The organism is Sphingobacterium multivorum, from assembly GCF_039511225.1.
GTDB lineage: Bacteria > Bacteroidota > Bacteroidia > Sphingobacteriales > Sphingobacteriaceae > Sphingobacterium.
In genome coordinates this window covers 4,091,101-4,115,721 of record NZ_CP154261.1, presented here as the reverse complement: position 1 = coordinate 4,115,721, position 24,621 = coordinate 4,091,101, and the positions used below count along the sequence as shown (strand labels likewise).

General features: G+C 41.6%; 13 protein-coding genes. 11 read left to right on the top strand and 2 right to left on the bottom strand.

Annotated features, from left to right (window positions below; translation table 11 throughout):
• Positions 1–22 precede the first annotated feature (22 nt).
• Together AAH582_RS17245 and AAH582_RS17240 are read left to right on the top strand one after the other, a co-directional pair.
• Positions 23–1,636 (top strand): glycoside hydrolase family 43 protein, encoded by a 1,614-nt coding sequence (locus tag AAH582_RS17245; protein WP_343319063.1) that lies wholly within the window; start codon positions 23–25, stop codon positions 1,634–1,636.
• Between the two features lie 93 nt (positions 1,637–1,729).
• Positions 1,730–3,577 (top strand): right-handed parallel beta-helix repeat-containing protein, encoded by a 1,848-nt coding sequence (locus AAH582_RS17240; RefSeq protein WP_343319061.1) that lies wholly within the window; start codon positions 1,730–1,732, stop codon positions 3,575–3,577.
• Positions 3,578–3,813: 236 nt separating this feature from the next.
• On the opposite strand, the gene AAH582_RS17235 is transcribed toward AAH582_RS17240, so the two are convergent.
• Together AAH582_RS17235 and AAH582_RS17230 are read right to left on the bottom strand one after the other, a co-directional pair.
• Positions 3,814–5,070: a DUF2264 domain-containing protein gene (locus tag AAH582_RS17235; RefSeq protein WP_084823245.1), complete on the bottom strand. Its 1,257-nt coding sequence runs from the start codon at positions 5,068–5,070 to the stop codon at positions 3,814–3,816.
• Complete coding sequence (locus tag AAH582_RS17230; protein ID WP_343319058.1) at positions 5,067–6,419, bottom strand: glycoside hydrolase family 88/105 protein; 1,353 nt, start codon at positions 6,417–6,419, stop codon at positions 5,067–5,069. The genes AAH582_RS17235 and AAH582_RS17230 overlap by 4 nt, the downstream gene beginning before the upstream one ends.
• 64 nt (positions 6,420–6,483) lie before the next feature.
• Here AAH582_RS17230 and AAH582_RS17225 point away from each other — a divergent pair, with 64 nt between their 5' ends.
• The 9 genes from AAH582_RS17225 (at position 6,484) to AAH582_RS17185 (ending at position 24,606) form a co-directional block, all read left to right on the top strand.
• The gene (locus tag AAH582_RS17225; protein WP_343319056.1) at positions 6,484–10,539 is read left to right on the top strand and encodes a hybrid sensor histidine kinase/response regulator transcription factor; all 4,056 of its coding nucleotides are present in this window, start codon (positions 6,484–6,486) and stop codon (positions 10,537–10,539) included.
• Positions 10,540–10,574: 35 nt separating this feature from the next.
• On the top strand, positions 10,575–12,905 hold the full coding sequence (locus tag AAH582_RS17220) for a GH92 family glycosyl hydrolase (RefSeq protein ID WP_343319054.1): 2,331 nt from the start codon (positions 10,575–10,577) through the stop codon (positions 12,903–12,905).
• Between the two features lie 123 nt (positions 12,906–13,028).
• Complete coding sequence (locus AAH582_RS17215) at positions 13,029–15,392, top strand: beta-galactosidase (RefSeq protein ID WP_343319053.1); 2,364 nt, start codon at positions 13,029–13,031, stop codon at positions 15,390–15,392.
• A 176-nt stretch (positions 15,393–15,568) separates the two neighbouring features.
• Complete coding sequence (locus tag AAH582_RS17210; RefSeq protein WP_343319051.1) at positions 15,569–16,852, top strand: Gfo/Idh/MocA family protein; 1,284 nt, start codon at positions 15,569–15,571, stop codon at positions 16,850–16,852.
• A gap of 31 nt (positions 16,853–16,883) precedes the next feature.
• Positions 16,884–17,219, top strand: a complete 336-nt coding sequence (locus tag AAH582_RS17205; protein WP_343319049.1) for a hypothetical protein — start codon at positions 16,884–16,886, stop codon at positions 17,217–17,219.
• Positions 17,220–17,341: 122 nt separating this feature from the next.
• Positions 17,342–17,929, top strand: a complete 588-nt coding sequence (locus AAH582_RS17200; RefSeq protein WP_343319047.1) for an RNA polymerase sigma-70 factor — start codon at positions 17,342–17,344, stop codon at positions 17,927–17,929.
• Between the two features lie 47 nt (positions 17,930–17,976).
• Positions 17,977–18,936: a FecR family protein gene (locus AAH582_RS17195; RefSeq protein WP_343319045.1), complete on the top strand. Its 960-nt coding sequence runs from the start codon at positions 17,977–17,979 to the stop codon at positions 18,934–18,936.
• Positions 18,937–18,991: 55 nt separating this feature from the next.
• On the top strand, positions 18,992–20,887 hold the full coding sequence (locus AAH582_RS17190; RefSeq protein WP_343319043.1) for a glycoside hydrolase family 97 protein: 1,896 nt from the start codon (positions 18,992–18,994) through the stop codon (positions 20,885–20,887).
• 260 nt (positions 20,888–21,147) lie between these two features.
• A complete protein-coding gene (locus AAH582_RS17185; protein WP_343319042.1) occupies positions 21,148–24,606 on the top strand; it encodes a TonB-dependent receptor in 3,459 nt (1,152 codons plus the stop codon).
• The last annotated feature ends 15 nt before the right edge of the window (positions 24,607–24,621 follow it).

Below are 24,621 nucleotides of genomic sequence, written 5' to 3'. Positions count from 1 at the left end.
TAACAAGGAATTAAAAATAAATATGAATACGATTATAACGAAGCGCTATGGTAAGTCATCCACAAAGTTGGGGCTTGCTTTGGCTTTGACACTGTCACTCTTTGGACAGGCGTCGGCACAGCAGGTTTGGAGTCCTGACAATGGCAATGGTACATTCACTAATCCGTTGTTTTGGGGCGATTGGCCCGATCCTGATGTGATTCGTGTAGGGGATGATTTTTATATGATCTCGACAAGTATGCACTATGTGCCAGGAGCTCCAATAGTGAAGTCGAAGGATTTGGTCAACTGGGAAATGGTAGGCTATGCTTTGGATCACTATACCGAAGATCCGCGCTACAATATGGAAGGCGGTACATTGTATTTGAATGGTTCATGGGCGGCCACATTGAAGCATCATAATGGGAAATTCTATGCTGGATTCTGTACGCCATATGGTTGGGGACGTGAAAAAGGAAATTTTTCTATCTGCGAAGCAGACAAGCCTGAGGGGCCTTGGAAGCGGACAATTTTCCACGAGTACCTGTATGACCCGGGTTTGTTCTTTGATGACAATGGTAAAGTCTATGTCGTACATGGTCAAGGTACATTATATTTAACAGAGTTGAATGCGGATGTTAAATCGGTCAAGAGTGATAAAGTCAAAATTTGGCAGGGCAGCTTCAAGAATGCGAACGAACTCGGCGGACATTTTGGAATGGAAGGAGCGCATATGTACAAGATTAACGGCAAGTACTATATCACTTGTCCGGCAGGTGGAACACAGGGCTGGCAGATCTGCTTGCGCTCAGACAATATCTATGGGCCCTATGAGCATAAATTGATTCTCAATGATAACAGTTCTTATCCTGACAACGGTCTACATCAGGGTGGTATGGTACAGCTGAAAAATGGGGACTGGTGGTTTATTATTATGCAGGATCGTGGAGCAATAGGTCGGGTCCCTCATCTTTTACCTGTAAAATGGGAGGATGGATGGCCTATGCTGGGAACTGGCAATAAGGACGTGATTACCTACAAAAAGCCCAATGTCGGAAAGACTTACCCGATAAAAACCCCGGCTACGACTGATGAGTTTAATGGGACAAAACTGGGATTGCAATGGCAATGGAATCATAACCCTGACAATAGCAAATGGTCGCTTCAAGAACGTAAGGGATATTTGCGCTTGCATGCTTCCCGTGCGGATTCTTTAAAGACGGCCCGTAATACCTTAACACAGCGGGTGCAGGGACCAAGTTCAGAAGGTACTGTCGAAATCGATCTGAAGGGATTGAAAAATGGCAACGTGGCTGGCTTTGGCGTCTTTGAATTCCCGTATGCTTTTGTGGCTGTGGAGCAGGTCAATGGCAAACGGAAAATTATCATGAGCAATGATGACAAGATTATCGAAAGCAAAGAAAATTTCGTTGGTGATAAACTATGGGTGCGGGCACGCGTCACTGACAGGGGAGGCATAGCGAAATTTTATTATAGTACTGACGGTGATAATTTTTATGTCATTGGAAATGATTTAACGATGCAACTAGGCTTACCTTGGACAGCAAACCGTTTTGCATTATTCAATTATAGCAAAACATCGGAAGGGGTAGACGGTTTTGCTGACTTTAATTGGTTTAGGTTCACCAATAAGTAAAGCGATGCTGACGAAAAATTAGGCATGCAGTTCTTGCGTAAAGAACGGGTATTTGAGATGTGAAGAAGGGTTTAATTTTAATGTTAGAAATTAATGAAATATTATCATAAGATAGTTGGAATAATGCTGTGCTGTGTTATATCGCAGAGATCGTTATATGGGCAGAAACAGTCTTCTTATAAGGAAATACATGTAAGCCAGGAAGGGAGTGATATCAATAACGGAGCTCAATCGTCCCCCTTAAAATCGATTCAGGCTGCTTCTAAAATAGCGCAACCAGGCGATGTCATTACTGTGCACGAAGGGATTTATCGTGAGTGTGTATCACCGCCACGTGGTGGCGAATCAGCTCAAAAAATGATTCGGTATCAGGCTGCTGCTGGTGAGCGAGTGGAGATCAAAGGTTCGGAGGTGATCAAGGGATGGAAGCATATCGATCGAAATACTTGGATGGTGAGCATTCCGAATGCTTTCTTTGGCACATTTAATCCATACGCAGATACAATTCATGGTGATTGGCTTGAGCGGGGAAAATGGTGTCATACAGGAGAAGTCTACTTGAACAATATTCCGCTCCGAGAGTCCGAAACTTTAGAAAATATGCTGCTGGCGAAAGCTGATAAAGCGCTTTGGTTTGCAAAAGTAGATGAAAAAGAAACCCGGATTTGGGCGAATTTTATAGTGGCCAATCCCAATGAAAATACGGTTGAGATTAATGTACGTCAGGCTGTTTTTTACCCTGAAAAGCCTTATATCAATTACATTCATGTAAAGGGATTTATGATGAGCCATGCCGCTACACCTTGGGCGCCACCAACTGCTGAACAGATTGGTTTACTCGGTACACATTGGAGTAAAGGTTGGTTAATAGAAGATAATACCATAAGTCATTCAAAGTGCGTCGGGATAACCTTGGGAAAATATGGGGACGCATGGGATAACAAATCGGAGTCTGCAGAAGCTTTTGTCAAAACGACCGAACGTGCACTGGAAAATAATTGGAATCGTGACCATATCGGTAGTCATATTGTCAGGAACAATCGGATTTCATTTTGCGGGCAGGCAGGTATTGCGGGAAGTTTAGGGGCTATTTATAGCGTCATTGCGGACAATATCATTAGTGATATCGGCTTAAATCAACAATTTTGGGGCTATGAAGTTGCTGGATTAAAACTACATGCACCTGTGGATGTTGTGATTCGTCACAATCATATTTATCGTACCGAAGGGGGGATATGGCTGGATTGGATGACTCAGGGAACGCGGATCACAAATAATTTATTGCATGACAACAAGGTACAGGATTTCTCTCTGGAGGTAAATCATGGCCCCGTCTTGGTCGATAATAATTTATTTCTATCCGAAGAATTAGCACAAGTGAAGCTTTCACAGGGAATCGCTTTTATCAATAATCTGATCGCATGGAAGATCTGGCCAACAGGAAAAGTAGATGAACGCAAAACACCGTATTTAACTCCTCACAGCACAGAAATTGCGGGGCTTCATGATTGTCCTTGCGGCGATGTTTCATATTATAACAATCTATTTACTCGGGCAGATCTTACTGTGTACGATGAATGTCCATTAACCGTCAAGATGAAAGGAAACTTATTTTTGGCAGGAGCAGCTCCTGCAAAATCGGAGGTAGAACCTCAGGTTGATCCCGTTTCGGATACAAATATCAAAGTAGTCGAAGAGGCAGATGGGTGGTATCTATATATGAATGTTTCATCAGATTGGAAAACGAATAAAAATAGAATGCCGGTCTTTGCTCAGGAACTTGGGAACGCTGCTATTCCCCAGCAAAGAATTGCTAGTGCAGCCGAAGCCCTAAAATCATTCAACATAGACTACTTCGGAAATACAAGGAAAAATAAACATCATTATCCTGGGCCAATTGAGTTTCGCAAAAATGGTATGCAAAAGATCAAAGTGTATTGAATCTCAAACAATCCATCAGCTTAGTTATACATGCTGGCTGTTTGGATCGTATTCGGACGCTGTTCGTACCATGTTCGCCGATTGACTTAATATGATATCAATATTGACCTGTCCCTGACCAGAAAAGGTCTGGTCAGGGACAGGTCAATAGTTGATCGGAATCTGGTCAACATCTGGTGGTGATCCGAAGCAGGTTCCTAGCTGTTCCGAACAGAACCCAGTGTTAGTACTCCAGATTAGTATTCAACATGGTAATCCTTTTTGAATGCTTGTCCTGACCAGGCTTTCTTTGCTGTCCAATCTGCAGGAGGATTGGCCCAAAAAGGATCGTCTGCAGGTAAGCCTAAAGGGAGAAAACCTAAAGTTGCCATATACAAACTTCCTGTAGAAGTGTAGCTATCCGCAATGTCCGGTTGCGATCCACAGAAGCCCAGGACAAGCCATCCATCGCTATCAAAATTATTTTGTTGATCGTACATGCGGTGCATTACGGCCGAGACCCCACATCGTACTTGTGCCGGATCTATGTACTCAGGTAACTTGTGCATAAGAGCAACTTGACCTAAAGCTTGGAATGCTGCGGTACGATAGGTAATGGATCTTCCGAAGGGCGGGTAGCTGCCGTCTGGTGCGATGAATCTTTCCGAAAATTCTGCGTACCTGACCATACGTTTCACCGCAAGATCATAATCCTCTTGTCTTACTTTTTTGGACTTCGTTAATATTTGGAAAAAGTCTACGAGCATGGGATGGATAACATAGGAATTATAATAATCCATACTAAAGCTTGGACCATCGCTATACCAACCATCTCCTTGGTACCATTCCAAGATTTTTCGTTTGGCAAACTCGACGCGAACAGGATCGGCTTGTTCGCCAATGGTGGAAAGGAAAGCTTCATTGATACCTGCAAATAACAACCAATTGTTGTACGCTCCTGTACGCGTGCGAAGTGCTTTGAACTCCTCTCTGATACGTTGTTTGGTTATATCATCCAAAGGTTCCCAGAGTGCTTTTGGTGCGCGGAGAAAAGCTTGCGCCATATAAGCTGCGTCAACAATGGGTTGGCTTTCGGTTCTAAAATTGAGGTAATCTGGGTTTTGTGGATCTACCGCATTACGGATACCGATTAATAGTGCATCGCGGAGCTTTTTGCGCAATTTCGACTCATCGCTACTGTCATCAGGTAGTGCCAACCAGGGGGCGACCCCGGCCATTGTACGTCCGACAGCTTCCAGATAGGTGACTTTCTTGTAAAAATCAGGCTTATTACCAGGCGGCACTTCCACAGGCATGTGCTGTTTAAGGGTTCCGTTGGCTAAATGAAGAATCACCGGTGAGGCCATCTTATAAAGCAAATTGGACCAATACTGACGGTCCTGTAAACCCGAAGGGAGCTGTTCCTTGATTTTGGTTTTCTTTTGGGCATTGGCATTTGTCATAAGGACAATTGCCAAGAAGCAGAGACTTGTTAATTTTTTAAGGGTTATCATCTTTTTGGTTTTAATGCAAAATAACGTTTACTTCCAGGAGCTAGCTCAGTGTCAAACTTGAACACAATGTTGCGTGAGCTTTCTGTAGTTGAATACTTGATTTTCTCACCGGTGAATAAATCCTGTACACCATACTCATTTAATCGGATCTTTGTACCTTTTTCTTTTCGCAGGTTAATTTCAACCTGCCTTGTCACCGTCTTAGGGGTTGGATTATAGACAACATGTGTTGTACCGTTGTTGTCAAACTGGGCAAGCATTTTCAACATTTCGGTTCCGAATAACAAAAAAGCACCGACACCATAAACATCTGTTCCATCGTAACTAACCTGGTCTGGTGCGGCACCTTGGGGTTGAACATAACCTAACTTGCCGTCCGAGTGGACGGAAGAACGCATGGCATCCCAAGCTTTGGTCACTACAGGCTGATATTTCGGAAAAGACAATAGCCCTTCATTGATTCCCCACGTCAAGGCATAGCCAATAAAGCCTGTACCACTTGTTTCCTTCATTGGAAAGCTTTCAGGATCAAGCAGACTCGCGTGCCAACTACCGTCCTTATATTGTATAGCCGCTAGCTTATCTGCCATTTCGATGAAGAGTCTTTTGAGCTGCTCATAGGCTGGATGATGTTTGGGGGTAGCCGAAATCAAACGAGCTAAACCTGCAATAACCCAACCATTTCCTCGGCTCCAAAAGACTTTCGCGCCATTTTTTTCTCGCCTATTGAAGTAGCGACTGTCTCGATAAAAGAGTCTTTCATCTTTATCGTAGAGGAAGGTCGTGGACTTCCACCATAATGCTATAGATTTGTTAAGGTAATTCGGATTGCCGGTCGCCTCGGTCAGATAGCCCAGTCCCGGGGGCCCCATAAACAAGGCGTCACACCATGCCCATTCCCGGGTGTAGATGTTGTTTTTCCATGCTAAGGATTCATTATGGGGAATAGAAACCAGGGTGTCGGCCAGGGATTTAAAATCCTGGATATACCGCTCATCCCTAAAAATTTCATATAATTGGGTATAAAGCTGGCCTACGCAGTAATCATCTGCAAAATGGCGATACTTACCGATTTGCCATTTGTTCATTTCACCCACCTCCTTTAGTTTATCGTAGTAGATGACATTATTGGCGTATTGTGCCCAGGCAAACATACCAGTATACATGGCGCCACTCGTCCAATCTTTTCGGTGATTTTTCCAACCTACCGTTTCCAACTCATGCCACTGCCAATCGGCGACCTTCTTTAATAAGGAAAATGTTGAATCCATCCGAACTTCTTGGGCCTTGCTACCGGAAAAGACAGCACAAGAAAACAGAAGTGTAAATAATAAGGAACACTTATTCATAATTTTTACTAATTGTATCGAACGTTATATCGATTTTTTATTGGCGTAAAATTGGAGATAATGATTGAATAAGAAGGTAGAAAATACCGTCAATGATGGGAGAATTTTACTTTTTGATCGCTACCTATTGGGATTTAACGTTATTTTTAATGACGATTCCAATTATACAGCAATGAAGAGTATTAAAGTGGCATTGGTGTTGCTCACATTCATGTTTTTTTCTTTATACCATTTAGGGGCACAACCTATGCATTTTAATTCGTTAAATGTAAGGGATGGATTATCCCAAAGTGGAGTTCTGGATGTAATACAGGATCAGGAAGGCTTTATGTGGTTCGCTACGCGTCATGGTTTAAACCGATACGATGGTCTTCGATTCAAAATTTATACTCAAAATGCGAACCCTTCAAGTATTTCAGGAGATTATATCAATGCCATCACAATAGACCGTAAAGGGAGGCTATGGATCGGTACAAATCATGGTCTGGATCTTTATGATAAAGAACGGGACTGTTTTTTTCATATTCGTTTTAGTCAAAACAATAGTAAAGACGGGCGCCCCGATGTTCTTCGTCTAATGGAAGATGATAAAGCTAATCTTTGGATAGGAACAGATAACGGACTCTATATACTTAATTTGTCTCACCTAAAAAATCCGATTCAACCATTCTCAAAATTTCATCGATCTGCTCATCTTGTAGGTAAAGATATTTGGGCCCTTTACCAGGATACTAAGGGGATTATTTGGGTTAGCTCTGAAAAAGGATTAAGTAAAATAAACTACTTAGGGAATAAATTGGAGTTTGCTGATAAACCTTCCTCGTTGGATAATGACCTTAGTACGGTAAGATCAATTGTGGAAGATGATTTGGGTAATATTTGGTTTGGAACCGAGTCGAAAGGGCTATTTTGTTTCAATCCCTTAAACAATCAGTTGGTCAATTTTCAAAAAGAGTCCGGAAATGTCAATTCCTTGATTCATAATTCTGTAAGAAAAGTTATCCGATACGGAGCGCATCAACTCGCCGTTGGAACACAAGGAGGATTAAGTCTCCTGAATGTCAATAGTAAAGAATTTCGAAATTTTGAACATGTCCCGCAGAACAAAAGTACGCTGAGTCAAAATTCAGTTTATTCGCTTTATGAAGATAGACAAGGACTACTTTGGATCGGGACCTACTATGGCGGTGTGAATATATTTAATGTCGGCAGGACAGTATTTCACGATTTATTGCGCGAGTATCCCGCATTATTAGCACGGCATCAGGTCATTCGGGCCATCAACAGTGATCCTTATGGGAATTTGTGGATAGGCTCGGAAGGTGGGGGTGTGAGTAAACTAAATACGATAACACATCAAGTGACCCACTATCATTTTGCAAATAAATCGCTTGAGTTCAATAATTTCGTTAAGACTATTTTTATTGATTCACAGCGTAATGTATGGATTGGAACAAGTGGAGGCGGACTAAAATTCATCAAAAGGGGAACTGATGTGCCACTAACTTACAATCTGGGTTTAGATAGCTATAAAACGAAGCGTTCGGCGATCATGGCTATATATGAAGGCCGGAATGGGCTTTTTTGGATCGGTGGACTTGGTTATAATCGAATTTATAAGATGGGTGGTTCGGAACCGATTGATGTGACACCTAAAAAGATTGAAACAGCTTTTAGAAATGAAACCATTATATCTATTAAAGAAAGTGCAAATCAAAAAATATGGATACTGACCGAAAAGAAGCTCTACAGTTATGAACCAATTCGTGACCATCTCGAGAAGATTTTAGAAGATAGCACTGGATTTACCTGTCTTTTGGAAGATCATTCCGGAATAGTATGGTTGGGAAGTCCTTATGATGGACTAATTGGTTACAATCTTTCTGGGAAAAAAATCTATCGATTGAACAAAGAAAACGGATTGTCAAATAATAGTGTCGTTGGATTGTGTGAGGATAAACAGCGAAATTTATGGATTTCGACGCGGTCAGGACTGAATAGGCTGAATACTAATCGCCATGGGTTGCGAAGCTTTAGGGACATTGAAGGTATTCAAAGTGAAGAATTCAATTATTCTGCAATTCATATACTAGACGGAAAAATGTATCTCGGCAGCTTAGATGGATTGGCCTATTTTGAACCAGAAAAATTAATCGAAAATTCAACAGCGGGAAAGATAGTATTCACAGGGATTCGATTGGCGAATGGTATTCTAGAAGAACCCAGAGGTAAAAACAAGAAAAATATAACATTTACAGCGCAACAGAATATTTTCACGATTGAGTTTTCTCTTATAAATTTTATTAGATCAAACCAAAATCGATATGCTTATAAGTTGGAGGGAATAGGGGAAGATTGGACGAATGTCGATGATGGACAGGCAACATTTACGAACCTGCCCGCAGGTAAATATCGGCTTCTCGTAAAGGGACAAAACAACGCTGGCGTTTGGAGTGCTGTCAATTCAATTGATTTTGAGGTTTTACCACCAATTTGGCGAACATGGTGGGCTTATTTATGTTACGCACTTGTTTTGGGGAGTATTGTCTTTATGGTAATTCGTTATATATATGTGCAACAATTACGACAGAAAGAACAGGAGCTGCAACAGTTTAAATTGAACTTCTTTACCAATATCTCGCATGAGATCAGATCTCACCTGACGATGATCATGGTTCCTATTGAAAATGCTATCTTACTGGCTAAAGGCAACCGAAATCTAGCCGATAATCTAGCAATGGCAAAAGATAATGCTACACGTTTATTGCGTTTGGTCAACGAATTGATGGACTTCCGAAAAGCTGAGTCGAAACATTTGACGCTAAATAAAACCAATGTGTCGCTCGCAGCATATTTAGAGCCAATTGTAAGGCCATTTGAACAAATAGCCAAAGATCGGGGTCTATTGTTTTATTATAATAACTTAGCGAATGATATTGTGGTTGGCTTGGATCCCTTCCAATTTGAAAAAGTATTGTTCAATCTATTGAGCAATGCACTGAAATATACGAGCCCAGGCGAGAAAATAACGTTTGAATTGGAGCAAAAAGCTAATCGATTGCTTGTCACTGTTAGGAATAAAGGCAAGGGTATAAATCCTGATCATTTTGAAAAGATCTTTGAAAACTATTTTCAAATTGAAAAAAAAGATCAGGAAACTGGATATGGAATTGGCCTGGCCTTGAGTCGTCATATTGTATTACTGCATCATGGTGAGATAGGCGTGAAAAGTAAGGATGGGATGACTGCCTTTACGGTTAGCATTCCCTGTGTTCAAGTAGGTGAATCGATACCAGATACAAACGTATCACCACATGTGGTAAATCCAACCCCGGAGATTGGGCTCGGGCTTGAAGAGCAGCTGATGGACAATAGAGCTAAAATATTGATCGTTGAAGACAATCCCTCCTTATTGTCTTTGTTATGCAGTCTGTTGAAAGAAAGTTATGAAGTATCAACGGCAGAAGATGGTTTGGAAGGGTTGGAAAAGGCGCGTAGTATAATTCCTGATTTGGTGGTGAGTGATATCATGATGCCAAAGCAAAACGGAATCGAGCTTTGCGAACTCTTGAAAAAAGATGAATTAACGAGTCACATTCCCGTGATATTGTTGACGGCGATGACATCAGAGGGTGACCAAATTACTGGACTTAAAAGCCGTGCAGATGCTTATATCACTAAGCCATATAATCGTGAAATTCTGCTGTTGCAAATTAGCAATTTATTGGAATCACGTTATTTAAGCCAATTAAAGTACAGACAGGAGTTTGTGGTTGGACCACGCCATATTGTAGTCAATGCAGTGGATGAAGAGTTCCTGACCAAATTTATTTCGACCATTGAAACCGGTCTAGCTACTGGACAATTTGATGTTGAACATCTTGCTGAGAAAATGGCGATGAGTCAGTCAGCCCTCTACCGCAAAGTTAGGGCATTAACAGGAATGACAATCAATGAATTTTCTAAAAAAGTTCGACTAAAAAGAGCTGCATTTTTACTTGAACAAAGGGCATATACGATTTCGGAAATAGCCTTGATGGTAGGTTTTATGGATAGTAAATATTTTGCGAAAGAGTTCAAAAAAGAATTTGGTGTTTTACCTTCACAATATCAAGGATAACATACGGTATTTAAATAAAATAATCCAGTAATAAGATGAAGTATATTTTTTTTCTTTTAAGCCTTATTGTTTATGGACTGCAGGCCAATGCACAGCAAGCTTTGGAAACGGTAGATTACGTGCAACCGCTTGCAGGTACGCAGACAAGTCGTTGGTTTTTTTTCAACACGGCAACCCGTCCTTTTGGCTTAGTAAACTTATCGCCAGATACCCGCACAGGTGGGGACTGGAACAACGGGTATTTATACGATGATAACAAAATCAGATGTTTTAGTCATATTCATGGCTGGCAGCTTTATGGGCTAGCTGTACTTCCTTTTACGGGCACGCCAAAAGGTGAATTGGGCATGGATGTTTACCAGTCTCAATTCAGTCATCAAGATGAAATTGCAAAAGCGGGCTATTATGCTGTAAAGCTTAAGACCTACGGAATTCAGGCAGAACTCACTTCATCCACCCGTGTTGGGATGCATCGGTATCTTTTTCCAAAAGACTCGATACGTGGTGTCTACTTTGACCTTGGAGCTACTTTAATGGACAAAATTCAAACGGCAGAATTACATAAGGTAAATGATTACGAGATAGCAGGAACAGTAACCATGGCCAGTACCATGCGTAGACCTAAACCATTTACAGTTTATTTTGTGGCCCAATTTTCCGATAAAATCGATTATTTGGGAAAGTGGCAAAATAAAGTTAAAATCAACATCCCCAAAGATTCAATTGCTGGAAGTAATATTGGCGCCTGGTTGAATTTTGAGCCCTCTGAAAAGCCCCTGTTAATGAAGGTCGCACTCTCTTATACGAATGAAAATGGAGCAAGGTTAAATATGAAAACTGAGGTGCCACATTGGGATTTTGATCAAGTAATTGCCGAATCGCGGCGTGAATGGAATGGTTTATTGAATAGAATAGAAATAAAGACGCAAGATATACAGGCCAAGCAACGTTTTTACACTGACCTATGGCATGCCTTATTGGGACGTCGTACAATAAGCGATGTCGATGGCTCCTATTGCGATAATACAGGTTTAACATCGCGGATAAAACAAACGAGGTTGAACATACATGGTAAGCCTTATGCACATTATAATTTCGATGGACTATGGGGAGCGCATTGGTCTTTGTCTCAACTTTGGGGACTAGCCTATCCGGAGATTGTTGACGGATTCTGTAACACGATGTTGGATATGTATCAAAATGGAGGGTTGATCCCCAGAGGGCCATCAGGCGGTAATTATACTTTTGTAATGATTGGAGATCCTGCAGCACCATTTTTTGTGTCGGCCTATCATTACAAAATACGCAATTGGGATATCAATCTAGCCTGGGAAGGTTTGAAAAAGAATGCTTTTTTAGGCGGTATACGCGACCATGCAGGTTATGAACATAATCGGAACAATCCTTTAGGAGGGGGAATGACCTATTATCTTAAAAACGGTTATGTACCGGAAGATATTGCAGGTGATGGGATGCACAAAGATGGCGCATCCATGACGATGGAATATGCCTACCAGGATTGGTGTCTCGGGCAGATGGCGTTATCCTTGGCTAAAAAACAAGAGGCAAAAGAATTCCTGAAACGCGGAGAGAATTACAAAAATCTATGGGATAGTAGTTTTAGACTGATTCGACCACGTCAGATCGATGGTACCTGGTTAAAGGATTTTGAACCAATAGGTACAAATAAGGAATTTGCGACCAAAGGTTTTTGCGAATCTAACAGTATGATCTATTCCTATTACGTGCCGCAGGACCCCTGGGAACTCATTCGACTTAGTGGGGGCGACCAGGCATTCAGTGATCGTTTGAATGATCAATTTGTTAAGGGCGCAGCGTCCAATTATGTTGTTCCACATGGTTTGCATGGAACAGCTTGGATAGATTTTGAGAATCAGCCTGCAGTAGGCATGCCCTGGTTGTTCAGTTATGCCAATAGACCTTGGCTGACACAGAAATGGGTGCATGCGATTAAAGAGACCTTGTTCACATCGGTAAGTCCACAAGATGGCTATCATGGCGATGAAGACCAGGGGCAATTTGGCTCGGTTGGCGCTTTAATGGCCATGGGACTTTTTGATTTCCAAGGTGGAGCTGCTCAACAGCCTACCTGGCAGATTACAGCACCGATATTTGAACGTATAACGATTCACCTAAATCCAGATTATTATCCAGGTAAGACTTTCGAAATTAAAACCGTTCGTAAAACGGCGAAGGCTCCCTATATCAAGTCGGCGAAACTAAATGGTAAGAATTGGATCAGTGCCTGGTTTGATCATGAAGTACTGACAAAGGGGGGAGCGTTGGTTTTGGAATTGGATGATGAGCCTAATAAACAATGGGGCATCGACCGTAAACCGGAATAATCGTATAGCATCAGATTTGTACATTTACTTTAATGGCGAATAAATCCATAAAATAGCAACAAGATATTCTTAAAAATAATCTTTAAATAGACAATGAACCCTATAAAATCTAAAAAACATTCCATGCGCAAACGGAAGACATTTTTTGTTTTCATGCTTCAAATGATCTTGGGACTACAGTATATGGCTTTCGCCCAACCTAAAAACGCTACTGTCGCACCCCACAATTTTCAACTGGGAAACAAAACTTTTCTATTGGATGGAAAGCCCTTTTTGATTAAGGCAGCCGAATTGCATTATACCCGTATTCCGCGAGCTTATTGGGAGCATCGCATCGAAATGTGTAAGGCTTTAGGTATGAATACGATTTGCTTGTATGCATTTTGGAACATACATGAGCAACGGCCTGATCAATTTGATTTTTCGGGACAAAATGATATTGCTGCCTTTTGCCGCTTGGCGCAAAAGCATGGCATGTATATTATCCTGCGTCCTGGTCCCTATGTGTGTGCCGAGTGGGAGATGGGTGGATTACCGTGGTGGTTACTGAAGAAAAAGGATATCAAGTTGAGGACTCAAGATCCTTATTTTCTTCAACGTACTTCCATTTTCTTGCATAAGATTGGCGAGGAATTGGCGGATCTGCAGATTGATCGTGGTGGAAATATCATTTTGGTACAGGTGGAAAATGAATATGGTGCTTTTAATACTGATAAAGCCTATATCACTTCCATTAGGGATATTGTTAAAGATGCTGGTTTTTCTTCCGTTCCTTTATTTCAATGTGACTGGTCATCTACTTTTCAAAACAATGCATTGGATGGCTTGCTATGGACTGTCAATTTTGGTACAGGTGCAAATATTAAAGAACAGTTTGTTGCATTAGAAAAGGCCGCTCCAACCCAACCGCTGATGTGCAGTGAATTTTGGAGCGGATGGTTTGATAATTGGGGCCGTAAGCATGAAACTCGAAATGCAAAAACGATGATTCAAGGTATTGAAGAAATGTTGGATAACCATATTTCGTTTAGTTTGTATATGACCCATGGTGGGACAACTTTCGGACATTGGGGTGGAGCGAACAGTCCGGCCTATTCACCCATGTGTACCTCCTATGATTACGATGCTCCGATAAGTGAGGCTGGTTGGGTAACACCAAAATATACTGAACTTCGCACGCTGCTAGGTCGTTATTCCGATGACAAAAAAGAACTTCCAGCTGTTCCTGATCAGATTTCTACTATCCGTATTCCTGCATTCAAATTAGTTGAGTCAGCGTTACTTTTTGACAATCTGCCTCGTCCTCATGTGTCCAATGATATTAAACCCATGGAGTTTTTTGATCAGGGGTGGGGAACAATCTTGTACCGGTCATCATTGCCTGTCATTACGGGAGAATCTTCACTTGAAATAAATGAAGTACATGACTGGGCGCAGGTATTTTTGGATGGCCAGCTGATTGGGACTCTCGATCGTCGTAAGGGAGAAAATACCGTAAAACTTCCAAGAACAGAAAAGACCTCCCGGCTGGATATTCTGGTTGAGGCAATGGGACGTGTTAATTTTGGAGACGCAATTTATGATCGGAAAGGTGTTACCGAAAAAGTAGAATTAATTACAGTCAAGGGGCGCCAGGAGATTAAAAATTGGAATGTTTATTCATTCCCTCCTGATTATGATTTCGTAAAGAAAAAGAACTATACTAAAAATAAAACCGGCAATGTTCAGTCTCCAGCTTATTATAAAGGGAGTTTTACACTTGAAAAGGCTGGTGATGTGTTTATTGATATGGAACATTGGGGAAAAGGCATGGTATGGGTGAATGGGCATTCGATTGGCCGGTTTTGGGAAATAGGCCCGCAGCAGACTTTGTACATGCCGGGTTGTTGGCTGAAAAAAGGGAAGAATGAAATTATCGTATTCGATTTGAAAGGTACAAAATCACCTATTATACAAGGACTGGATCAACCGATCTTGGATCAGCTTCATCTTTTGGAATCAAATTTACATCGCAAGAATGATGAGCGGTTGGATCTTAGTGGAGCGCAGGCGATCTATAGTGGTCAGGCGGAATCGGGAAATGGCTGGAAAATGATCCGTTTTCCACAATCGGCCAAAGGACGTTATGTCTGTCTTGAATTGCTTTCCGGTCAGCAAGAAAAAAGTGCTTTGGCAATTGCCGAACTTAATCTGACTGGGGCAGATGGCCATGATATCTCGCGAGAAAATTGGAAAGTCCTCTATGCCGATAGTGAGGAAATAAAAGATGGAAACTATACGGCTGATAAAGTTTTTGATCTGCAGGAGTCTACCTATTGGAAGACAAGGAAAGCGGATGCTTACCCACATCAGATTGTCATTGATCTTGGGGCGGTAAAGTCCATCGCCGGAATCCGTGTATTACCGAGAATGGAAAAGGATGCACCTGGCTGGTTTAAAGATTTTAAAGTCTATGTTGGGGAATTGCCTTTTAAAATAGCGAAATAATACCGTCTATAAAAAGATGTTTTAAATGACCTGAAAAAATATGTTGTTGTTGAAAGTGACTAGGGCTGAGGTGTTTTGAGTCGTCTTAATAACCAAAGAAGATATCGCTATGAATTTTCTTTTTTTGGGTGATGCAAGCCAATATGTTAAAACTAAAATAACAATTATAAAATTAGATGAATAGAAGAGATTTTTTGGACAAAACTGTGAAAGCCGGATTGGTTTTTAGCATTGTTCCCCGATCCGTATTAGGGGGCACAGGTTATCTGTCACCGAGTGACCGAATTAATTTGGGATTTATTGGTGTTGGTAAGCAATCCTATTGGTTGATGGAAAGCTTATCGAAATGTAAAGAAGTTGCTATTCATGTAGCCAGTGATGTGTACGAACAGAAATTAAATAATTTTATTGCTGAAACAAATAAAGTACAGGCAAACTTGGGAAAGCCATCGGTAGATATCAAAGGTTATGGGTTGTATAGAGAGCTTTTGGAGCGCAGTGACATTGATGCGGTCGTTATCGCAAGTCCAGATCATTGGCACGCGCAAATGGCTGTTGATGCTGCCAAAGCGGGTAAAGATATCTATTGTGAGAAGCCCTTGGCATCGACCATTGCGGAAGGAAGGGCAATGGTCGATGCGGCAAGAAAGTATAAACGTGTTTTTCAAACAGGGAGCATGCAACGTTCTTCATTTAATTTCAGACAAGCCGTTGAGCTGGTACGAAATGGACTTATTGGTGTAGTAAAGGAAGTCAATGTGTCTATTGGAGGACCTGTCAAACAATGTGATCTACCGACAATGCCTATACCGGCTGGGCTTAATTGGGATCAATGGGTAGGACCTTCACTATACAGAGGGTACAACCCGGTATTGGCACCCAGTCTAACTGATGAAGATTGGGCCGGCTGGAGGTGGTATCGTGATTTCGGCGGCGGCTATATATGTGATTGGGGAGCTCATATGTTTGATATTGTACAATGGGCTTTGGATATGGACAATAGTGGGCCTGTATTGTTCACACCTCCCAAAGATCCAACAGCAACACATGGTCTTTCGTTTGTGTACAAGAATGGCATAAAAGTTAACCATGTCCTTTGGGGAGAGCATAATGCGATTCAATTTATAGGAACTAAGGGTAAAATCGAAGTTAGCCGTTCATTTATCCGTACGAATCCGGAAAATTTGGCCAGCCTAAAAATGACACAACAAGATAAACGTGTCTATTTTAGTGATAATCACTATCAGGACTGGATCGATGCAATCAAAAAACGTTCAAAACCAATTTGCGATGTAGAGATAGGGCATCGCACCAGTTCAGTTTGCAATGCTGTTAATATTGCTTATGAATTGCAGCATGAATTGAAATGGGATCCCAAGAAAGAGGAATTTGACCATGGTTATGCTAATATGATGCGAAGCAGACCATATCGGGGGCAATGGGATTTTCGGGCATTTTAAGCGGATTTTGGTAATTATAGGAAATCGAAACATGAAAAGACTACTTCTGTTGGCATTCTTGTCTGTTAGCTTGTTTCAGGTGTCACAAGTAAAGGCGAACCATGTGCCTACTGGTCAGATTGACAGGGATACCGTATCGGTGCTGAAAAATAAGACGATGGCGTTGACTTACCACGATGGTACGCAGTCATTCTCAATTAAGAATCTTTCGGACAACAGGACATTTGTTACACAAATGCGACTGGCAAATAAAATAAAAGAAGTACGTGAACTGGGAATCACCGATCCGGTATTTGGCAATGGACGAGAAATGGTCGTTGCAACGATAGATGGTCAAGTATTATTTCAGCTGTTTGATAAGCAGTGATTTGTTTTTGTTAAATCGGAATTCAGAAATGAGGGGACAGTTGATCAATTTATTTCTTACCTTGGTCTCAACTTGTTATGTAACCCAGTTAAAAGGGATAATTTAATCTTAATCAATGACCTATGGAAAGCATTTACTATGATGATATCCATATTTCGGGAGGGATAAAACCAAGCTTTCCTGAACTTTATCATCAATACCACCATCGCTCATTTCTATTTGCGAAGTCTTTCGTTCATTTGGATGAAATTGCAGAAGAGATTGCTTCGGATGGTTTGATTGTGCTATGGGAAAAGATGAAGACAGAAGAAATTATTTCGCCCAAAAGCTTCCTGTTCCGCGTGATTAAAAACAAAGCATTGGATTATCTCAAACACCGTAAAGTTCATAACCGAGTCTTTATGAGTACAGATGATTGGGAAGAACGTGAGCTAGAGCTCCGTATCAGTTCCCTTGAAGGGATGGATGAGGATTATGTCCTTTCAAAGGAATTTTTTGCGCTAGTAATGCAAGCGGTTGCATTACTACCGGCCAAAACACAGGAAGTTTTCTTGAAGAGCCGTTTTGAACATTTATCAGGTAAAGAGATAGCCGATCAACTGGGAATATCCGTTAAAGGAGTAGAGTATCATATGACAAAGGCTCTCAGGGTATTATCTATTCAGCTGAAAGATTATTTTCCCCTTTTTTTATTTTTCTTTTGGAAATGACTAGGGCTAGGCAGGATTAATACGTCTTTATATACGAAAGAACTCGAATGGAATATTTATTGCAACGCTATATTGAAGGAAGAGCATCACGAGAAGAATGTGAGATCGTCTTTTTATGGATTGAAGCCGATGCATCCCATAGACAGCAATATGAATCGCTCCGGGCATTATATACTGCTTCGATTTGGTCGGAAGACGAATTGGAAAAAGAAGTCGCAATCGAAGAGTTGGCGATGCCAAAAAAATCACGTATCTACCCTTTTCTAAGGATTGCAGCTCTCTTTTTACTTTTATTCAGCGTGCTGTTATACGTAAAACATTATGTGCTTCCAGATAATGGACGTAAAGTTGATGAAAAAGAGGCTCAAGTGTTGCAGCAGGTAAAAGTGCCCGCCGGACAACGGGTGAATTTAATTCTTGCTGACGGAACACAGGTTTGGCTCAATGCCAATTCATCCTTTTCTTTTCCAGGTAATTTCTCCGGTGTTACGCGGGATATTTATTTAGATGGAGAAGCTCGGTTTATTGTTACGCACAATGAAAAACAACCTTTTATCGTACATACCAAAAGGTATGATGTCAAGGTGCTGGGAACAGATTTTAATGTAAGAGCCTATGATCGAGAATCGAAATTTGAGACGGCATTGCTAAGCGGGAAAGTCAATATATTGGATAAGAAAGGAGACGAACACCTGCTAAAACCGGGACAACGGGCTACTTCACAAGATGGTAAGTTCGCAATTGAGCCAATCGTGAATCTAGACTATTACCGCTGGAAAGATGGATTGATCTGTTTTGAAAATAAACCGATACAAGAGTTACTGAAGGATATGGAAAGTCTGTTTGGCGTTAAAATAATTAATACGAATGTGCATCTGAACAGACAAAAATATACGGGGAAATTTTGGATGGATGATGGTTTAGAACATATTTTACGTGTCTTGAGTTTGAACGGGAATTTCAACTTTCGACGCGATTATGACAAGAATGAATATACAATCCAATAATGATATGGCTTTTCAGCTAAACATATATACAGACAGGCCTTTTTACACTAAATTTATGATCAGATTTATTTTGTTTTCTTTCCTTATTTCTTGTTTTTCAATTGCCAAAAGCCAAAAATTGCGATTGGAAAGCCCAAATAAGGTTCTATCGGCCGAGGTCAATGTTGGCTCGGGTAACAATACGATCCATTTATCTTCAGCTTCCAGAGCGCTGACAGACATCAAGATCTTAAATTTTGACTGGATCGAGAATGTAGTTCAAGGTAACTGGCAAGTGATAAAGAGCGACAGGAAGACAGTGCGTCAGACATGGAAGCCACTTTTTGGTGAACGTAAAAACATCAAAGACGACTATAATCAGCTGGAGTTAAAATTACAGTCCAGTGGAAACCATAAAAAAATGCGGCTCTATGTGAGACTTTACAATGAGGGAATCGCATTAAAATATGGATTTGATAAAAGTGACTTTTCTGGATCAACCATCAAATCAGAATCTACGGCTTTCCAGTTTGATAGCGATGCTACAACCTGGGTTGCGGGAGCGGCACAAAGTGCCTATACAAAAACGACATTAAGCCAGCTGAAGGGAGAGTTTGAAAGGCCTTTGGTGGTCAATCCGGCGTCGCAATTATTTATAGCGATAGGCGAGGCAGCTTTGGTTGATTTTTCACGCATGAAGTTTACTTATAAAGCTGACCCGAAAAGTTATATTGTTCAATCTGCATTGTCTGGACCTGTCGCCCTTGATCAAGCAAGCTATGAAAGTCCGTGGCGCTACGTGATGGTTGGAAAGACAGCGGGAGAATTGGTCGAGAATAACTATTTCGTTCTCAATTTAAATAAGCCGAATGAGATAACGGATAACTCCTGGATAAAGCCAGGTAAAGTATTACGGGAAGTGACGTTAACGACAGTAGGCGGGATTGCCGCTGTTGACTTCGCCGCGCGCAACCAGATTGACTATATTGAATTTGATGCGGGATGGTATGGCCCGGAAGAGTCTAAGGCGTCAGATGCGTCTCGTGTTGATGTCGACCCCGCACGTTCCAAAGGTCCATTGGATTTACAATCGATAATTGATTATGCACGTAAGAAAAATATAGGCATTTTACTTTATGTCAATAAGAAGGCCTTGGAAACACAATTGGATCAGATCCTGCCTATTTATCAGAAATGGGGTATTAAAGGACTTAAATTTGGTTTTGTTAACGTTGGCAGCCAGGAAGCGACAGCTTGGTTACATGAAGCGATCCGTAAGGCCGCCAAATATAAATTAATGGTAGATGTACACGATGAATACCGGCCTACTGGATATTCACGGACTTTTCCCAATCTCATTACCCAAGAAGGTATCCGTGGTGACGAAGAATCACCGAGCACCGAGCAAAGTCTGATCACGATGTTTACACGTGCTATCGCGGGCGCCGGTGATTATACCAACTGCTACCATGCTATTCGCGTAAATACCAAAATGGGAGGGAAGGCTGCCCAAATGGCCAAAGCGGTGATGTTATATAGTCCATGGCAGTTTATCTATTGGTATGATCGTCCAGCAGATGCGCCACATAAGGCGGGTGGAGCCGGAGGAGAGCATGAAACGCTGATCGATGAATCTGAAAACGCAGTGGCATTCTATCGTAGCCTTCCAGTCATATGGGATGAAACTAAAGTCCTAAAATCGGCTATTGGTGAATGCGGTATTATCGCTCGTCGCTCGGGTCATCGCTGGTATATCGCTATGCTTGGAGCAAAGGTAAAACATGATATCAAAATTGATCTTTCTTTTCTTGAAACACCTAATCGTTTTAAAGCGCAGTTGTGGAGTCAAGATGAGCAGGGATTGGCTAAAAATACGGTCGATAGAACGGAATTTACGTTAAAAAACAATGCGTTCAATCTGACACTTGAACCTGATGCGGGAGCAGTATTGATCCTGGATAAAATCAAGTAAAAGCTTACAACCTTAACGATTCAAAACAGCTGTGGACTTTTTTGTTCGCAGCTGTTTTTGTTTTTTTAATTGGTTTTATACCGCTTCGATTCAATACAGTAAGGCTGGTTTTAGTATGGAATCAGCGGCGTAAAACGGATTTGAAAAAAGTACTAGGGAATTTTCAAGCCGACTCGTCTAAGCAGAAGAAAATGTTTTTTAACCAAAGGTCCTAAACTAATGATGACAATAAAAAACAGGACCAATGAAACTCAAAATTTATGAAGAATGTAAATTATCCACCATTATTTCGAAGTAGATGTGCTAAATCAAAAGCGCTTTTCGTCGCTTTGGTACTTACCTGCACAGGAGCCGTTGGCCAGACCAAGATCGTTTCTTTGACAGGAAAGCAGATCCCAATGAAAGACGCCATGAATGAAATTGAAAAGCAAACAGGCTATTTGTTTGTCTATGATAGTTCAGTCTTGGAGCTGAACCGAAAAATTTCAGTTGATATGAAGAAAGCTCGGATTGAACAGGTTCTCACCGAATTGCTCAAAGGAAGTCATCTAAAATATGTTATTGAAAACCGAAATATTATGTTGATGGGAAAGGATACCGACCTGGCAGTATCGGCCACCGGTCAGGACGGAATCCTCATAAACGGTAAGATTGTCGATAGCAAAGGGCAGCCTGTGGTGGGCGTATCTATCGCGGAGCAAGGTAAGCCTAATACGCAAAGATCAGACGATACAGGGCATTACCGTATTAAGGCTTCACCTAATGCTATTTTGGTCTTTTCCTATCTCGGCTACAAGACCATCTATAGACCGATTGATGGAAAAAATAAAATTGATGTAACCTTTGACACCGATGTAAAAGACCTGGAGGAAGTTGTTGTCGTTGGTTATGGAACGGTTAAAAAGGAAAATCTGACTGGATCTGTGGCTACGGTCAAATCAGCTGTCCTGGCCGACCGGGTGACTGCTTCGGCTGCAACTTTACTCCAAGGAGTAACACCAGGTGTTACCGTGCTGCAAAACTCTAGTTTTCCGGGTGCTGGTGCCAGTATAAAAATTAGGGAAGCGAGTACATGGCAAACATCTAATGTTGACCCTTTGATCGTTATCGACGGGATTCAGAAAAGTACCCGTGACTTTGCATTGTTGAATCCGGCTGACATTGATAATATTTCGGTATTGAAAGATGCCGCTTCATCTGCAATTTATGGAATAAAGGCTGGAAATGGCGTTATATTGGTCACGACAAAAAATGGTGTAGCGGGAAAACCCCGGATTAGCTATGGGGCAGCTTTTTCGACACGCAAGCCGACGATGTTTCCAGAGTATATGAACGCGTATGATCTTGCCAGCATTGTCAATGAAACCTATCGCGTCAAAGGATATGATTCCAGTAACCCCGCTTGGTATACCGATGATGAACTCGATTATTTCAAGACACATTCTTACCAGAATGAATGGAAAGATGCGGTTTGGATGAATAACCCAACTGATCAGGTGCATAATCTCTCCGTTGGAGGTGGCTCTGGTGACTATCGTTATTACGTTTCTGGAAGCTACCTCAAACAAAAAGGGGCTACCAATAATCACTACGATAAGTATACCATGTTGGCCAAGATGGAAGGGAAAGTTTTCGATGGATTAGATTTTTCCCTCAATATGAATGCCGCCTGGGATAAAAAAGACCGACCTTATTGGGCGTATGGTAATGACGATAATTTGCGGGGATTGATAGCACGGGCGATGGGATCAGCAGGTCCATTCCGTCCTCCATTTATTAACGGATTGCCGACAGGAAATATGGACAATACCAATATGGCGTCTTTGGCTAGAGGAGATGGAGGTACTGTATTGGCCGATGGAAATACATTTAATCCAACTTTTGAATTACGCTATAAATTCCCAACCATTACCGGGCTGACGGCGAAAGCCAGAGGTAGCTACTATATGGAAAATACTCATGGACGAACCCTGGCCTTAGCACCCTATATTTATTATTTTAAAACAAAAGGCGAGCATAACCATATTATTGGTGATGAGTTTGATTATAAGATTATCGATGCCGCTCAGACTGCCGGCGCAGGTTCATCACAACGTCTCGTTACGAAATATGGAAGAAGCAGTTTCTTTCAGTTGAATGGTCAACTGGAATACAATCGTTCGTTTGGCTTACATCAGCTATCTGCACTTGCAGGGTACGAGTACATCCGGAGTAAGGGTGATTATATGCAAACCACCGTGGATGGATTTCCAAACTTGGGCAATACGGAGATCGATGGTTCTTTGGGGCGTGAAGACGAGAAAAAAAGATGGGTTGCAGGAACGCGTAACAACCTTAGGGCCCAATCTTCTTTTATCAGTCGGGTGGATTATAATTACGACCAACGGTATTTATTGGGGGTGACGTTTAGAGCAGATGGATCCTATAAATTTCCGCCGAAACAGCGTTGGGGATACTTTCCAAGTGTATCTGCAGCATGGAATATTTCTAGAGAATCATTTTTTGAATCCTATGCCGATAAAATCAATCTTTTAAAATTGCGCGCATCTTGGGGGATCACAGGCTCAGATAATACCGACCCGTGGCAATGGCAGCAGAATTACAATTATGCGAGCAGTTCGGGGATGATTTTCAATGGTATGGTGGTACCATCAACATCTTTGGGAGGAACCATAAATCCGAATATTACGTGGGAAAAGAATCGAAATATAGGAGCAGGGATCGATTTAGGTCTCTTTAATAACCTGGTCACATTGACTGCCGAATACTGGACGAAGAAAACAACCGACATCCTTGGAAAAAGAGAAGCCTCCGTCCCTGATGAGGTGGGAGCAAGCCTGCCGGCTATGAATTATGGGATCGTCTCCGCCAATGGATGGGAATTTCAGTTGGGGCATCAACAAACTATAGGGGATTGGCATTATCGGATCGCAGGAAATATTTCCTTTTCCAACAATAAGATTGTCCAAATGGATCAAGCGGCGGCTATTCGAGATTATGAAAATCGAATTGGGACACCAGTTGCGGGTGGACTTTGGGGCTATGTCGCTGATGGTATAATTCGAACACAGAGAGATGTTGATCGCATTTTGCAGGAGCATGGGAAAGATTTTACCATATTTGGTGTTAAGCCCCAGCCTGGCATGCTGATGTACAAGGATTTGAGAGGACCGATTGGGGTTGATTCTCCTGATGGTAAAATCGACAGCTATGATCAGCAGTATATAAGTTGGAATGGTATTCCACGATTAAATTATGGACTATCCTTGGGTTTAGATTGGAAACAATTTGATTTTTCTGCAATCATTGCGGGGTTTGGCCGATATCAAGGTTATGCCCGAGGCAATTGGTTTTTGCCTAATGGTAACTATGGAAACCAGACGTACTGGAAAGATATGTGGACAATCGATAATCCAAATGGCAAATTACCGAGCGGAGCTTGGCAGGGTGATGTCATGGGTGTAAACAATGTGAATCAGAATTCGACTTTTTGGTTGCAAAACAGAAGCTTTGCACGTTTAAAAAATGTCACCCTGGGGTACAACTTTAAGGTCGATAAATTAAAACCAGTTTCCGCATTACGTGTGTTTGTCAGCGGTGAAAATCTTTTTGAATGGGTCGCGGGTGACTGGAAAAGATATAGTGATCCTGAATTGGGGGACGGTGGTGCTTACCCGATCCTACGCTCTTTTACAGCAGGTGTAAATGTAAGCTTTTAACAGACGTCCAGTGTG